Genomic DNA, 13,049 nt, shown 5'->3' on the forward strand with positions numbered 1-13,049 from the left:
CATTATGAAGCTGTGAGGCAACATTCAAACCCCGAAACAGGATGGGAAATGCCCGCTTCTTCGAAGGAGGAATGTGCATGGGCACTGATAAGCTGACAGCCTGAACAAAGAGTATGTCCCCGACACGCAGGAGCGAACGATGAGTATTGGTGGAATCGGCGGAATCGACAGCAGCCGCATCCAGGCAATGATGGAACAACTGAAAGCCGCGGCGAGCAAGCCGGCGGCCAGCCCGCTTGCGCCCGCCGGCCCGGCGGGCGGGGTGGCCCAGCCTGCCAAGCTCGACTTTGCCGATGCACTGAAGAGCTCGCTCCAGGAGGTCAGCAATACCCAGAAGGCGGCGCAGGAACTGGGGCAGCGTTTCGTGATGGGGGATGATACCGTGAGCCTGTCCGATACGATGATCGCGATGCAGAAATCGAGCCTCGCTTTCCAGGGAACGGTGCAAGTACGCAACAAACTGGTGTCAGCCTATCACGACATCATGAACATGCAGGTGTAAGCCTGCCAATGTGCAATTGCTGCTGAGCACGATCAGAAGGGGCCGGCAGCGGCGCAGCTATGCTCCGGGGATGACACCTCGCACCAGACCGCCTGCGCCCGGGAAGTCATCCGGCAAACGCTCCGCAACACCCAGCGCTCCCGACGAAATCGAGCCGCTGCCGCCCGCCGCCGGCATCGCGGCCTTCCTCATTCTGCTGCTGTTCGGCGCGCTGGCGCTGCTTGCGCTCAGGAACCTCTTCGTCATCGTTTTCGTCGGCACGATCTGCCACAAGGGCTCGGGCTGCGCCAGCTGGTCCGCAAGACCGTGGGACATGGGCTGGGAAACGGTAGGAACCGTGATGAGCCTGTTCTTCTCGGTGATGATCTGCTTGGGCTGCATCCAGGCGATCGGCCGCGTGAGCGATGGCGATTAGGCTTCCGGCACGGGCTACACGCCAAGTGCTCAGTTTGCGGCCGACATCGCCATACTGCGGGCGTCCGCCCTCGAACAAGCCGACTTGACGCGGTTGCGCCCCTCCTGCTTGGCCGCATACATGGCCTCGTCGGCGCCGGCCAGCAGTTGCTCCCAGTCGGCGTGATGTTCCGACAGGCATCCCAATCCCACGCTGACCGTCACCTTGAGCGTTTCGCCATCAAGCAGGTGCGCGGCCGCTTCCACTTCGGCGCGGATGCGCTCCCCATGGATCAAGGCGCTCTCCTCGCTGGCGCCGGGGAAGATGCACAGGAATTCTTCGCCACCCAGCCTGCCGAAATGGCCGGCCTGGCCCACGGCGCGCTGGCAGGCCTCGGCCACGCCCTTCAATACCTGGTCCCCGGCGGCATGCCCGAAGCGGTCGTTGACGCGCTTGAAATGGTCGATATCGATCATCGCGAAGGCCAGCCCTGCGCCCTCGCGCCGCGCGCGGTCGAAGGCGTGCGCCGCTTCCTTCTGGAGCCAGGCGCGGTTCGGGCAGCGCGTCAGCGCGTCATGGCTCGCGTCCCATTCCAGGCGTGCCTGTACCGCGAGGGAGGCGGCGCGCAGGCCGGAAGTGATCCGCATCTGCAGGAAAGCCACGGCCAGGCCGGCGCCATAGGTCAAGCCCACGCTGGCCAGTTCCGGCAGCGGGCCGCGCAGCAGGCAGCCAAACAGGAGCAGCGTCGGCGGCAGGGCGATCGCCAGGAAGCCGGCGCTGCTGCTGGCAATAAAGGGAATCAGGAACAGGCCGATGAGGATGCCGCCGCTGCCCTGCGACAGGCCGCCCTCCAGTTGCGCCATTGCCAGGATGACACCGGCCGAGAGCATCCAGTATGCCCAGCATGCCCGCCCCTGAGCGGTCCAGGGCAGGCCACTGGCCCAGAAGGCCGGGGCTGCCAGCGCGGCGAACAGCAGGCGGGTCAGGCCCGACTGGACGGCATTGGCCGGATCGAGCAGCAGGTCCCAACCGGTATACAGGACGACGAGCAGCGCCAGTCCTGGGCCGACGCGGGGCAGCAGCCGGGCGAGCTCGGCTTCGGTCCGCTGGCGCACGAAGTCGGCCTCGTGGCGCGACGGCGTGCCCTGCCCGGACAGGGGGTGCGAAATCAGCTGGGAAATCATCATCTTCGTTGTATGAAACGCGCAAGGTGCCGCCAGCGATGCCTTGCACTTATGCTGTTGGGATACTGATATGGTAGGCGGGAAACGATCTGCCCGGATCGTGGGGACTGCTTTATTGTCAAGAATAATGCGTCATTACAACTAAGCGAGACGACCGTTGCTATCCGGCGTTCATGGCGAAACGCCGTCTGCCTTAACACTGATGAAGCACCAAGCGCGAGCTCGACTAAGCCGGCGCGGTTTCCTTGCGGTGGAAGGTGACGGGAATGCTGCCGTCGCGCGGCGCCGGTTCCGGCAGCAGCGAGGCCAGGGTATGGCCGTCTAGTTCGGCGAGATAGGCGGCGGTGGCCTTGGTCAGCACGCCCTTGAGCGCGCAATCCTTCACCAGCCCGCACGGGTTGCCGGCCGGATCAAAACACTCGGCCATGTAGAAATCGCTTTCGCTCTGGCGCACCACGTCACCGATGTTGATCTCCTCCGGCTTGTGCGCCAGGCGAAAACCGCCGTTGCGGCCGCGGATGGTCTCGATCACGCCGTTGCGGCCCAGTTCGTGCACCACCTTCATCAGGTGGTTCTTCGAGATGCGGTGCAGGTCCGCGATTTCCTGGATCGTCACGAGGCGTCCGGGATTGCTGCCCAGGTGCAGCAGGGTCCGCAGGGTGTAGTCGGTGAAGGAGGTCAGGCGCATGATCGGGCAAGTATATCCCAAGCGCCGTGGCCGTGGACGATACCCGCAATGTGGCTTATATGCATATGGACCAGTTATTACAAACCATTACTTGCCTTGTTGTTCTTGTCGTTTCAATATGTCGGGATTCAGGCCGCGCACGCGCGCCGGCCACCATCCGCAGCCGTATGCCGGAGCAAGCACATGCACATGATCTCTTCTTCCATCCATATCATGCATGCCGACCCGATCGTGACCGTCGGGCTGCATGCCGTCCTGGCCGGCCAGCCCGGCCTGCGCGTGACCAGCCACCTGCACCAGCCCGAGGCGCAGCGCGTGGCGCGTGTACTGGTCACCGACTACGATGCCGGGGTTGCGCTGGCGCGCCAGGCCGCGGCGACTGCCGGTCCCGGCATGCCGCCGGTAGCGGTGCTGGTGGTGACCCAGTACGACAAGGAATGGGAAGTGCGGCTTGCGATGGAGGCCGGGGTGGCCGGCTACCTGCTGCAGTCCTGCGGCACCGACGAACTGGTGCATGCGGCCGGGCAGCTGGCGCGCGGCCAGCGCTACCTGAGCGAATCGATGACGCGCAGCGTGGCCGACAGCCTCACCCGCGAAGCGCTGACCGGACGCGAGACCGACGTGCTGCAATTGCTGGCCCAGGGCTGCTGCAACAAGTCGATCGCGCGCAAGCTGGGCATCGGCGTGGGCACCGTGAAGACCCACGTGAAAGGCGTGATGAGCAAGCTGGACGCTACCGCGCGCACGCATGCGGTGGTGGTGGCCACCCAGCGCGGCCTGATCCGGCCCGGGGCGGGTAGCGCGGCCGCCGCTTCCTGAGCGGCCGTTCCCTGGGTTGCCCGCGCCTCAGGCCAGGCCGGCCATGCGCGCGTTGCGCTCGCGTTCGAGGCGGGTGATGTAGCGCTGCACGGCGGCCATGCCGGCGCGCGAGATATCCACGAACTGCAGGCCGACGCGGCGGTTCGACTTGTTGTTCAGCAGGGTCAGGTCGTGCCAGTTGCGCACCTGCAGCGATACCGTGACCGGGCCCGTTTCGGGCAGCTCGATGCGGCAGTTGGGAATGGTGGTACCGGTGGCCGTGGCCAGCTGCAGCTGGTTGTCGAGCACGGCGATGCCGCCGCAGCTGATGTCGCGCAGGGGGAACACGCCCGAACCCGCGCCGGCCACCGCCGAAGGCGGCAGCGGAATCACCGCGCGCACCGGGTTCGAGACCGGGGTCTCCATCCGGTAGTATTCGCGCCGCTGCAGCCGGATCAGGGTCGGCGGGATGTCGGCGCGCAGGGCCGGGCTGCCTTCGAATTCGACCAGGCGCAGGTTCTCGATGCTGAACAGGATGCGGATCTTGTCGAGCGAGGTCTCGCAATGCAGCTTGCCCCCTTCCAGGATGCGCTCGTTCTGGAGAAGGTCCACCGAACGGTCCAGCACCATGGTGTCGCTGTCGGGATCGATATCGAGGATGGCGGTGACGCAGACGTCGCTCTCGCCCTTGACCAGCAGGCGCACCAGCTCGTGTTTCTCGCCGATCTGGCGCAGCAGCGCCAGGATCTCGCGGCGCGACTCCACCTCGTAGTCGTGCCAGTTCTCCAGTTCCTGATAATTCATGTTGCCTTCTTCGTGCCGGCCTGCGCGGCCTGTTCCAGGTTGAGGTGGGGCGTCGGGTCGGGAGGAGGGGGCAGGGGCGCTCCCTGCTGCCGGGCCGACTCGATATGATAAAGCCATGCCAACAGTTCCGCAATTGCACGGTACAGGGCGGGCGGAATGTGGCGGTCGAGGTCGACGTTCATCAGCAGCGTGACCAGTTCCTTCGATTCGTGCACGAACACGCCGGCCTCCCTGGCGCGCGCGATGATCTGCTCGGCCACCAGGCCCTGGCCCTTGGCCACCAGGCGCGGGGCGGCATCGCCGTCGCGGTAGGCCAGCACGGCCGCCTTCTGGCGCGGGCCGCGCGGGCGCGGCGGCCCGGCTGCTTCGTCGCTCACCTGGCTTCTCCGCCGGACCCGATGTTCAGGCCGGACAGCGCCAGGCCCGCGGCCCCGAGCGCGGTCTCCAGCGCCGCGCCATGCGCGCGCAGGCTGGCTTCGGTGTCCGGACTGGCGGCATGCAGGCGCAGCTGCAGCGTCTCGCCATGCAGGCTGAGGCTGGCCTCGACCTGGCCCAGCAGCGGGAACTGCAGCTTGAGCGTGCTGTGCCAGGCGCCGGCGCCATCCGCCGCGTCGCCCTGGCCATCCGCGCCATCGTCGCGCCCGGACGGCGGCTGGTGCGCGATGCGCCATTCCAGCGGCAGGCCCGGCACCAGCTGGCCCTGCCAGGCGACCTGCTGCAGTTCGTGGCTGGCCAGCTGCTGGGCCACCAGCTTGAGCGCGCCCGGTTCCTCGCTCGAGCGTTGCTGCATCTGCGGTTCGCCGCGCAGGCTGTCGAGTGTGCGCCGGCCCTCGTTCCAGTCGCCCAGGTGCGATTCGTAGAACAGGCCGCTTTTCTCGACCGTGCCCTGGAGCGCGGCGGCGATGCGGGGCGCCGCCAGCTCGCCCCCGGCCAGCAGGGGCGCCGCCGGACGCAGCGCCTGCGCGGCCGCGGCCGGGGCCTGCGCCAGCGCGCTGCCGATCAGGCGCGCGGCCGTGCTGAGCGATGCCGGTGCGCCGCCCGGTTCGGGCTGGGCGCCGGGCTGCGGGCCAGGAAGGGGAAGGGCGGGCGCGGCGGCGGTCCTGGCCGCGCCTTGCGCCTGCGGCGCCGCGCTGGCGCCGGCCGGCGTGCTCGCGGGCGTGGTCGTGCCGGCGCCGGCAGGCATGCCGCCTGCGCCGGCGGTGCCGTCCTTGCCGGCGGCAGGCGTGCCGGGCGTCTCGTCCTGGCCGGGCACGGCGGGACTGGCGACGGCCTGCGCCTGCAGCAGGCGCGGACTGCCATCGGCATGGGTGCCGAGCTGGAAGGTAGGGCGGGGCGTGGCGGCCACGACTGTCAAGGCGAGATTGGCGTTCTGGCCGATGCCGGCGGGCAGGGCCATGCGCACGTGGGCGCCGGCCACCTGCACCAGCGCGCTGCCGTCACCCGCGCGGGCCAGCACGCGCGCCGGCAGGGTCTGGCCCACTACGGTTTGCAGCGCGCGCTGGAACGCCTGCTGGCGTGGATGGCCGAGCGCCTCGACCGGGTCGACCGCGGTGATGCGCAGGACGGCGCCAAGCCGCCCGAGGTCGGTGCCAGCCATCGGCCGCGCGGCGTCAGACGCCGCCGTAGGCGCTGGTCAGGCGCGACTGTACGCGCGAGCTGCTGATCAGGGCCGACAGTTTCGCCATCCAGGGGGCGGCGAGGTCGCGAATGACGCGGTCGTCGGCCAGGATCTGGCGGATCAGCTCGGCCTTGCGCGCGCGGTGCGGTCCGCTCCATTCGACGCCAGGGTCCTTGTCGCGCAGCGTCTGCACATGGGCCGCGCATTCGCGTTCGAGTTCGGCCACGCCGTCCCAGTCGTCGGCCTGGGCCGCGGCCAGCATGCGGGTGCTCAGCTCGCCCATCGCCTGGTAGTGCAGGAGGATCTGGTCTGGGCTCAGCATGGCGTTACGCGGGCTGCAGTCCGGAGGCGTTGGCAGCGTCCGCGCGGTTCGGCGTGCCGATCTGGTCCCACGCGCCTTTCAGCTCCTTCAGCAGGTTGCGCACTTCCTCGATGTACTCGGGATGGTTGCCGATGTTGGCGGCGAGCAGGCGGTTGCTCATGTATTCGTACAGCGAATCGAGGCTTTCGGCGATCTCGCCGCCCTGTTTCTTGTCGAGACTGGCGCGCAGGCCGTTGTCGATGATCGAAATCGCCTGCGAGATCGAGTTCCCCTTGGCGGCGATGTCGCCGGCGCGCATCTGGGCACCGGCCTTGGCCAGCGCGGTCAGGGCGCCGTCGTACAGCATCGCGATGAGCTTGTGCGGGCTGGCCGAGTTGATGCTGGTTTCCAGCCCCACGGTGGCGTAGGCACCGGCCGGGTTGCGCGTCATCGATCCAAACATCTGTATTCCCCTTGTGTAACTGTTTAAGCCGTTAATGATGGTCAGCGATGATCAGTTTACGCCAGCGGAAAGATTGTGAAACGGCGGTCAGAGGGGACTTTACCCGTCAAATCCGCCGCGTCAGCCCCGGTTGGCCGGTCAGGAGTTGTTGTTGGCTGCCAGCGCAGCGAGCTGCTGGCTGAGGTAGGCGCTGGTAGTGGTCATGTTGGCCACCAGTTTGTCGAGCGCCGTGAACTGGTTGCGGTAGCGCTGCTCCACGCTCAGCAGGCGGGTCTTGATCGCATCGCGGTCGTCGCCCAGGCGCTTGATGTTTTCCTGGACGGCGGTGGCGCGGTTGTTCAGCGGGCCGATCGGGCTCAGGATCTTGCCGACCAGGACGTCCGCCTGCCAGGCATAGCCCTTGGTTCCGGCGCCGCTGCTGAACAGCTTGCTCAAGTCCTTGGACGGATCGGCGATCGCGGCGCTGAGCTTGGCGTCGTCGATGACCAGGGTCCCGGTCTTGTCGAAGCTCAGGCCGGCGTCGGACAGCAGGGCCGAGCCCTTCGGCGCGCCGGCAACCGGGGCCGACAGCACGCCGCGCAGCTGCGACTGCAGCGCGCGTACGGTGCTGTCGCCCACCAGCGGGGCGGCGGTGCCGGTCGTCTGGTTGACCGAGGTGGCGTCCCTCATGGCCTTGGTGGCTTCGTTGTAGGCTTTGACGAAGCCCTCGATCGCGGTCTTGACGTTGCTGGTGTCGCGCGCCACCGTGATCTTGGTCGAGGCGTCGGGCGCGGTGGTTTTCGTCAGGTTCAGGGTGACGCCCTGGATCGCTTCGGTGAGGGTATTGCTCGGGCTGGTGATCGGCACGTTGTCGACGATGATCTTCGCATCGGCGGCGGCCACGTTCTGGGTCATCTTGCTGGCACCCGTCGTGACGGTCGGGGGAATCGTGTCGGGATCCACCGTGGTGCTGGTACGGTCGTAGGCCAGCTGGCCCAGTTCGCCGATGGTGCCGGCGTCGCCGCCGACCGTGATCCGCATCTCGTTGCGCAGGCCGGTCTCGTTCGAGGTCAGGGCCAGGCGGTAGCCGCTACCGTCGTTGATGATGCTGGCCGAGACCCCGGCGTTGGCGCCGTTGATGGCGTCGCGGATGCCGGCCAGGGTGTTGTTGCTGCCGATCGTGATCGTCTTGCCGGGCTTGGCGGCGTTCGGAGTGAAGGTGGTATCCGCGCCCGCGCTTGCATAGGTGCCGAAATCGATGGTGATCGTGCCCTGGCCGACCACGCTGGTGGTGGCCGCATAGCCGCCGTTGGCGGCCGACGACATGGTGAGCTTTTGTGCCGCGGCCAGGCTCTCCACTTTCACGTCGTAGCTGCCGGCCACCGCGGAGGCGCTGGCGCTGGCGCCCAGGATCGCGCTGTCGGAGACGCTTGCCTTGGTCGGGGTGAACTTGTCGGGCGTGCTGAGCGCCTTGGCCGCCGTCTGGAAGGCGGAAAACGCGCCTTTCAGGCTGCCGATGGAGGACAGCTTGGCCTGGTAGCTTGCTTCTTTCTTGTCGAGCGCGGTGATCGGCATGCGCTCGACCGTCATCAGCTGGGAAACCAGCTCATCGACTTTCAGGCCCGAACCGATGCCTGCTGAAGAGATCGCCATGATGAAATTCCTTGTTCGACGTAGATGCGGTCAAGCGGTGATGTTCTGCTTGCCGGGCAGAACTAAGCCTTGTCTTTTACCAGCAGGCCCTGCATTTTGTCCAGCGCTTTGGAAATCTCGATGACTTCCTGTGTGGGTATTTGGCGAATAATGGTCTGGGTTTGCGTATCGATCAACTTCACCACCGTGATGCCGGTGTCTTCGTCGATCGAGAAGCGCAGGTCGCTGGCGGACGCTCCCATCGATTCCTCGATCTTCCCGACCGCGTCGCGCAGTTCTTCCTGGCCAGGCACCTCGTGCGGCTCGGCGGGCTTGGCAGCGCTGACGGAGGAAACGGGCGTGCTGCGCGGTATGGAGCTGGAGGCGGGTGTGGCCGCTGCGGCTGCCTGCTGGGCAGGGGCGGCGACAGCGCCAATGTTTGCTGCTGACATGATGGACTCCGAAAGTGGAAAAGGCGCGGTACCAAGGCACCGCGCCTGTCTTTACATCACTTGCTTGTCGCTAGATTAACCACGCAGCAGGCTCAGCACGCCGTTCGGCAGCGAGTTGGCCTGGGCCAGCATCGCGGTACCAGCTTGTTGCAGGATCTGGCCGCGGGTCATGTTGGCCGTTTCCTGGGCGAAGTCGGCGTCACGGATACGGCTACGCGAGGCGCTCAGGTTTTCCGAGGTCGACTGCAGGTTCGAGACCACGGCCGAGAAGCGGTTCTGGATCGCACCCAGGTTCGAACGTGCGCTGTTGACGGTCTTCAGGGCGTTGTCGAGAGCGACGATGGCCTTGTTAGCGCCTTCGGCGGTCGAGATGTCCAGCTTGTCCAGCGATTCGCCGCTGCGGCCGGCGCCGTAGGTGGCAGCCTTCAGACCCAGCGCGGCAGTACCGGCGTTGGTGCTGCCACTACCGATCTTGAACTCCGAAGTCGAAGACAAGGTGAGGGTGCTGGTGAAGGTCGCCGCGGTAGCTTCAGGCGCACTCACACCGCCAGCAGCCGGATTGCTCAGAGAAGCCGCATTCAGACCGGTCCTTGCACTGGTCAACCCACCGGAACCGGTGCCAGCAGCATCAGTCTGATACATGGTGATGTTACGACCGTCAGCAGCGCTGAGCGTCACGCCCTTCGTGTCGTCGTTGGTGTCCATGGCGGTGACACCGGTCTGGCCGCTGATCGCGTTGATGGCATCGACCACTGCCTTGCGGCTGGTGGCGTTATCGGCACCAGTGGTGACCAGAGCGGTCGACACGCCATTGATGACAATTTTACCGCTGACGGTGCCACCACTCGTCATTGCGCCGCCGCTGACTTCCGTCGAGTTGACCGTGGCGGTGACGCCGGTCTTGTCTGAGATGGCATTGATGGCGGCGGCTTTTGCGATACCGCTGCTTGCTTTGTCGAATGCCGAGGCGGTATCCGAACTAGCCACGGAAGCGCCGATGGCGGTACCGTTGATCGTAAAGTCACCCGCTGCGATGGCGGTATGCGCGCCGGCCGCGATGTTGGTGGTCGAAGCATACGCAGTCTGGGCCGAGAAGTTGCCTGCGATCAGACCTGCATCCTTGATGCCGCCAGAGCCCGCCGCGCCAGTCAGGTTCGACGAGACCATGATGTCCTTATCGGAATTCAGCGTGATCGAGCCGGTGCTCACAGAGGTGCCTTGGCCCGCAGTCAAACCTGTGCCCGCCGCAGTCAAGCCGCCACCTAATGCAACAGTAATACCGCCAGTGCTAGATGTAAGCTTAATGCCATCCGTGTCCGAGCCAGAATCGACTGCAGTCACACCGGTTGTCGTGGTTTGTGCATTGATGGCCGACACGATAGCAGCGCGGCTGGCGGCGTTATCGTTGAGTGTGGTGGTAAGAGCAATGTTCGTGCCGTTCAGCGTGAGGTTGCCAGTTTGCACAGCGCCGCCGCCAGCCGTCATGGCCGACCCAGCCGACTCGGTGGAAACGCTCAAACCAGTGTTGGCTGCCGTAAGCGATTGAGTGCCATCCATCGTCAACTGAATATTGCGACCGTCTGCGGCGACTAGCTTGACGCCGCCTTTGTCCGAGCCCGAATCCTCAGCAGTCACGCCAGTTTGCTGTGATTTTGCATTGATTGCCGCGACCACCGCCGAGCGCGATGCCGCTGCATCGGTCGAGGTGGCGAGGGTGATATCAACACCATTGAGCTTGATTGTTCCGTTGCCTGCGCCGGCAGTCATGGCGCTTCCGCCAACTTCAGTTGCGTTCACGGTGGCAGTGACGCCGGTTTCTGCCGATTTTGCATTGACCGCAGCAGCCTTGGCAATCGCGCTTGCAGCTGCGTTCGAGGTCGAAGCGGTATCGGCGCTGGACATCGACGGGCCAATAGCAACGCCATTCAGGGAGAACGCGCCTTCCTTCAGTGCGGTTTTGCCGGCGTTCTGGGCGGTGGTGATTGCGGCGCTGCTGCTGCTACCCAGGCTCTTGGTGTTGGCGCTGCCAACCGAGAACGAAATGGTTTCGCCGGCGTTCGCGCCGACCTGGAACTGCTGGTTCTTCAGCGAACCGTCGAGCAGGGTGCGGCCGTTGAATTTGGTCTGGGAAGCAACACGGTCGATTTCCTGCAGCAGCTGGTCTGCTTCTTCCTGCATCGATGCGCGGTCGGCGTCGGTGTTCGAGCCGTTGGCGGACTGGACGGCCAGTTCGCGGATACGCTGCAGGCTGTCGCCGATCGAGCTCAGCGCGCCTTCGGCGGTCTGGGCCATCGAGATACCATCGTTCGAGTTACGTGCAGCCTGGTTCAAGCCAGTGATCTGCGAGCTCATGCGTTCCGAGATCGCCATGCCTGCCGCGTCGTCCTTGGCGCTGTTGATGCGCAGGCCGGTCGACAGGCGCTGCAGCGAAGTCGTCAGCGAAGCTTGCGATTTGCTCAGGTTGTTCTGTGCGTTCAGCGACGACAGGTTGGTGTTGATCATTGAAGCCATGTTGTTTCTCCAGTTTTCTTTCGGGGCGGCAACTGTGCCTGTTCACGTTGGTCTGTCACCGTGTTCCGTGACAATCAAACCGCTGTTGATGCTGGTAACGTACGGCGCGCACAAAACTTTATGGTCGAGATCAAAAAAATTTTTGTAGGGCAACGCTTGTTGGGCTGGTTTTATGGGAGAGTGTGCTTGCGGGCGTATAATTCTCGCAAGAATTGATCCACGATCCGACCCGCGATCCCCAACCTGATGGAGCAAGGCATGACCCAACCCGCACTCGTAGTCATCGCACGCGACGAAGCGCCGACCCTCGCGCGCTGCCTGGAATCGGCGCGTCCCTTCGTGGCGGAGATGATCGTGCTCGACACCGGTTCCAGCGACGATACGGCACAGATCGCCGCCGCCTGCGGCGCCCGCGTCATTCCCTTCGCCTGGAACGACGACTATGGCGCCGCGCGCAATGCCGCGCTTGCCGCTTCGTCCGCGGACTGGAACCTGATGCTGGATGGCGACGAATGGATCGATGCGGCCCAGGGCGACGTGGCCGGCATCCTGGCCCAGGCCTGCGCCGCCGCGCCCGCCATCGGCATGCTGCCGGTGCGCCTGGGATTCGACCTGGCCGGGCGCGCCCTGGCCACCACCGCCTGGCGGCCGCGCCTGCTGCCGCGCGGCGTGCGCTATGCCGGTGCCGTCGACGAGGCGCCGGCGGACGAGCTGCCGCAGGTCCGCATTCCGCTCTGGATCGATAACGATGGCATGCGCCGCCCGGAGCGCGCCGCCAAGCGCGCCCAGCGCGCGGGCCTGCTGCTGGCGGCCCAGGCCGCCGCTCCGCAGGATGCGCGCCTGGCCTACCAGGCCGGCAAGCTGGAGGAAGCGCGCGGCGAGCACGCGGCCGCGGCCGCGCACTACCGCCATGCGCTGGCGCTCGCCGCGCCGGATGCCGCCTGGCGCCACGACCTGGTGGTGCGCGCCATGTTCACCCTCAAGATGGCCGGCCAGCCGGAAGAAGCGGTGCACCTGGCGGACCTCGAGATGGATCACTGGCAGGATTCGCCCGACTACTACTTTGCGCTGGGCGACGTGCTGCTCGAACTGGCCAGCCGGAATCCCGGCACGGCGCCGGAAGTCCTGCCCATGATCGAAGCCAGCTGGCTGCGCTGCCTGGAGCTGGGCGACCAGCCGGCCCTGGAAGGATCGGTGAGCGGGCGCGGCAGCTTCCTGGCGGCGCACAACCTGGCTGTGCTGTACGAGAGCCAGGGCGATGCGCAGCAGGCCGGCCGTTTCCAGGAGCTGGCCAGCCGTGGCGCATAAGCCGTGACAAACCCGCCCGCTTGCGGCAGCATGTGAATCCGGCACGACAATAAGACAAGACGACGCGGCCAGCGACCTGGACCGCGCTTCCCGTTCATTCAAGGAGACACGATGAAGGCATTCACGGTAGGGCTGGCAATGGCAGGCATGACGGGCATGGCAGGCATGGTGACGGGTTGCGCCACCGTGCCAGACAACGATCCTTCGCCGACCATGCAGGAAGTGGCGGCGGGCACCAACACGGCCGGCACGGGCGGCCACGGCATGACCGGCAGCCGCCTCAAGCGCGATTCGACCGACCGCATGCTCAAGGCCGTCGGTGCGCAAGGTGCGCGTGATGAAATGAACAACGCGCCGCGGCCGCTCGATTCCCGCTAGCACGCCAGTCGAGGGCCGGCCGGCGTCGCCGGCCGCG

At 66.0% G+C, this 13,049-nt stretch carries 15 protein-coding genes; 5 read left to right on the forward strand and 10 right to left on the reverse strand.

Annotation, left to right across the window (positions count from 1 at the left end; translation table 11 throughout):
• Positions 1-139: 139 nt before the first annotated feature.
• Positions 140-502: a flagellar hook-basal body complex protein FliE gene (fliE, locus tag LE190_RS01855; protein WP_224948023.1), complete on the forward strand. Its 363-nt coding sequence runs from the start codon at positions 140-142 to the stop codon at positions 500-502.
• Positions 503-572: 70 nt separating this feature from the next.
• Positions 573-917 carry a hypothetical protein gene (locus LE190_RS01860; protein ID WP_225237123.1) on the forward strand — a complete coding sequence of 115 codons (345 nt, stop codon included), beginning with the start codon at positions 573-575 and terminating at the stop codon, positions 915-917.
• Positions 918-946: 29 nt separating this feature from the next.
• Here the strand turns inward: LE190_RS01860 and LE190_RS01865 are convergent, their stop codons facing one another.
• Both LE190_RS01865 and LE190_RS01870 read right to left on the reverse strand, forming a co-directional pair.
• The gene (locus LE190_RS01865) at positions 947-2,083 is read right to left on the reverse strand and encodes a GGDEF domain-containing protein (protein WP_225237124.1); all 1,137 of its coding nucleotides are present in this window, start codon (positions 2,081-2,083) and stop codon (positions 947-949) included.
• A gap of 223 nt (positions 2,084-2,306) precedes the next feature.
• Positions 2,307-2,768 (reverse strand): RrF2 family transcriptional regulator, encoded by a 462-nt coding sequence (locus tag LE190_RS01870; RefSeq protein WP_225237125.1) that lies wholly within the window; start codon positions 2,766-2,768, stop codon positions 2,307-2,309.
• Positions 2,769-2,957: 189 nt separating this feature from the next.
• Here LE190_RS01870 and LE190_RS01875 point away from each other — a divergent pair, with 189 nt between their 5' ends.
• Positions 2,958-3,587: a response regulator transcription factor gene (locus LE190_RS01875; protein WP_225237126.1), complete on the forward strand. Its 630-nt coding sequence runs from the start codon at positions 2,958-2,960 to the stop codon at positions 3,585-3,587.
• Between the two features lie 27 nt (positions 3,588-3,614).
• Here the strand turns inward: LE190_RS01875 and LE190_RS01880 are convergent, their stop codons facing one another.
• From LE190_RS01880 to LE190_RS21890, 8 genes are all read right to left on the reverse strand, one after another.
• Entirely contained in the window at positions 3,615-4,370 is a 756-nt protein-coding gene (locus LE190_RS01880; protein WP_225237127.1) for a flagellar brake protein, read from the reverse strand.
• A complete protein-coding gene (locus LE190_RS01885) occupies positions 4,367-4,747 on the reverse strand; it encodes an EscU/YscU/HrcU family type III secretion system export apparatus switch protein (RefSeq protein ID WP_225237128.1) in 381 nt (126 codons plus the stop codon). The genes LE190_RS01880 and LE190_RS01885 overlap by 4 nt, the downstream gene beginning before the upstream one ends.
• Entirely contained in the window at positions 4,744-5,967 is a 1,224-nt protein-coding gene (fliK, locus tag LE190_RS01890; protein ID WP_225237129.1) for a flagellar hook-length control protein FliK, read from the reverse strand. The genes LE190_RS01885 and fliK overlap by 4 nt, the downstream gene beginning before the upstream one ends.
• 13 nt (positions 5,968-5,980) lie before the next feature.
• Positions 5,981-6,310 carry a flagellar protein FliT gene (locus tag LE190_RS01895; RefSeq protein ID WP_225237130.1) on the reverse strand — a complete coding sequence of 110 codons (330 nt, stop codon included), beginning with the start codon at positions 6,308-6,310 and terminating at the stop codon, positions 5,981-5,983.
• Between the two features lie 4 nt (positions 6,311-6,314).
• Positions 6,315-6,752, reverse strand: a complete 438-nt coding sequence (gene fliS / locus LE190_RS01900; RefSeq protein ID WP_225237131.1) for a flagellar export chaperone FliS — start codon at positions 6,750-6,752, stop codon at positions 6,315-6,317.
• 138 nt (positions 6,753-6,890) lie between these two features.
• The gene (fliD, locus tag LE190_RS01905; protein ID WP_225237132.1) at positions 6,891-8,384 is read right to left on the reverse strand and encodes a flagellar filament capping protein FliD; all 1,494 of its coding nucleotides are present in this window, start codon (positions 8,382-8,384) and stop codon (positions 6,891-6,893) included.
• 62 nt (positions 8,385-8,446) lie between these two features.
• Positions 8,447-8,815, reverse strand: coding sequence for a flagellar protein FlaG (locus LE190_RS01910; RefSeq protein WP_225237133.1), 369 nt, complete (start codon positions 8,813-8,815; stop codon positions 8,447-8,449).
• Between the two features lie 75 nt (positions 8,816-8,890).
• On the reverse strand, positions 8,891-11,326 hold the full coding sequence (locus tag LE190_RS21890) for a flagellin N-terminal helical domain-containing protein (RefSeq protein ID WP_307734646.1): 2,436 nt from the start codon (positions 11,324-11,326) through the stop codon (positions 8,891-8,893).
• Positions 11,327-11,584: 258 nt separating this feature from the next.
• On the opposite strand from LE190_RS21890, the gene LE190_RS01925 reads away from it, so the two are divergent.
• Together LE190_RS01925 and LE190_RS01930 are read left to right on the forward strand one after the other, a co-directional pair.
• On the forward strand, positions 11,585-12,634 hold the full coding sequence (locus LE190_RS01925) for a glycosyltransferase (protein WP_225237134.1): 1,050 nt from the start codon (positions 11,585-11,587) through the stop codon (positions 12,632-12,634).
• Positions 12,635-12,745: 111 nt separating this feature from the next.
• Positions 12,746-13,012 (forward strand): hypothetical protein, encoded by a 267-nt coding sequence (locus tag LE190_RS01930; protein ID WP_224948037.1) that lies wholly within the window; start codon positions 12,746-12,748, stop codon positions 13,010-13,012.
• The last annotated feature ends 37 nt before the right edge of the window (positions 13,013-13,049 follow it).

It is taken from the genome of Massilia hydrophila (assembly GCF_020208145.1).
GTDB classification, from domain to species: domain Bacteria; phylum Pseudomonadota; class Gammaproteobacteria; order Burkholderiales; family Burkholderiaceae_D; genus Telluria; species Telluria hydrophila.

Coding starts and splice junctions, on each gene's coding strand:
- fliE (WP_224948023.1), top strand. CDS start 140: ATGAGTATTGGTGGAATCGGCGGAATCGACAGCAGCCGCATCCAGGCA.
- LE190_RS01860 (WP_225237123.1), top strand. CDS start 573: ATGACACCTCGCACCAGACCGCCTGCGCCCGGGAAGTCATCCGGCAAA.
- LE190_RS01865 (WP_225237124.1), bottom strand. CDS start 2,083: ATGATGATTTCCCAGCTGATTTCGCACCCCCTGTCCGGGCAGGGCACG.
- LE190_RS01870 (WP_225237125.1), bottom strand. CDS start 2,768: ATGCGCCTGACCTCCTTCACCGACTACACCCTGCGGACCCTGCTGCAC.
- LE190_RS01875 (WP_225237126.1), top strand. CDS start 2,958: ATGATCTCTTCTTCCATCCATATCATGCATGCCGACCCGATCGTGACC.
- LE190_RS01880 (WP_225237127.1), bottom strand. CDS start 4,370: ATGAATTATCAGGAACTGGAGAACTGGCACGACTACGAGGTGGAGTCG.
- fliK (WP_225237129.1), bottom strand. CDS start 5,967: ATGGCTGGCACCGACCTCGGGCGGCTTGGCGCCGTCCTGCGCATCACC.
- LE190_RS01895 (WP_225237130.1), bottom strand. CDS start 6,310: ATGCTGAGCCCAGACCAGATCCTCCTGCACTACCAGGCGATGGGCGAG.
- fliS (WP_225237131.1), bottom strand. CDS start 6,752: ATGTTTGGATCGATGACGCGCAACCCGGCCGGTGCCTACGCCACCGTG.
- fliD (WP_225237132.1), bottom strand. CDS start 8,384: ATGGCGATCTCTTCAGCAGGCATCGGTTCGGGCCTGAAAGTCGATGAG.
- LE190_RS01910 (WP_225237133.1), bottom strand. CDS start 8,815: ATGTCAGCAGCAAACATTGGCGCTGTCGCCGCCCCTGCCCAGCAGGCA.
- LE190_RS21890 (WP_307734646.1), bottom strand. CDS start 11,326: ATGGCTTCAATGATCAACACCAACCTGTCGTCGCTGAACGCACAGAAC.
- LE190_RS01925 (WP_225237134.1), top strand. CDS start 11,585: ATGACCCAACCCGCACTCGTAGTCATCGCACGCGACGAAGCGCCGACC.
- LE190_RS01930 (WP_224948037.1), top strand. CDS start 12,746: ATGAAGGCATTCACGGTAGGGCTGGCAATGGCAGGCATGACGGGCATG.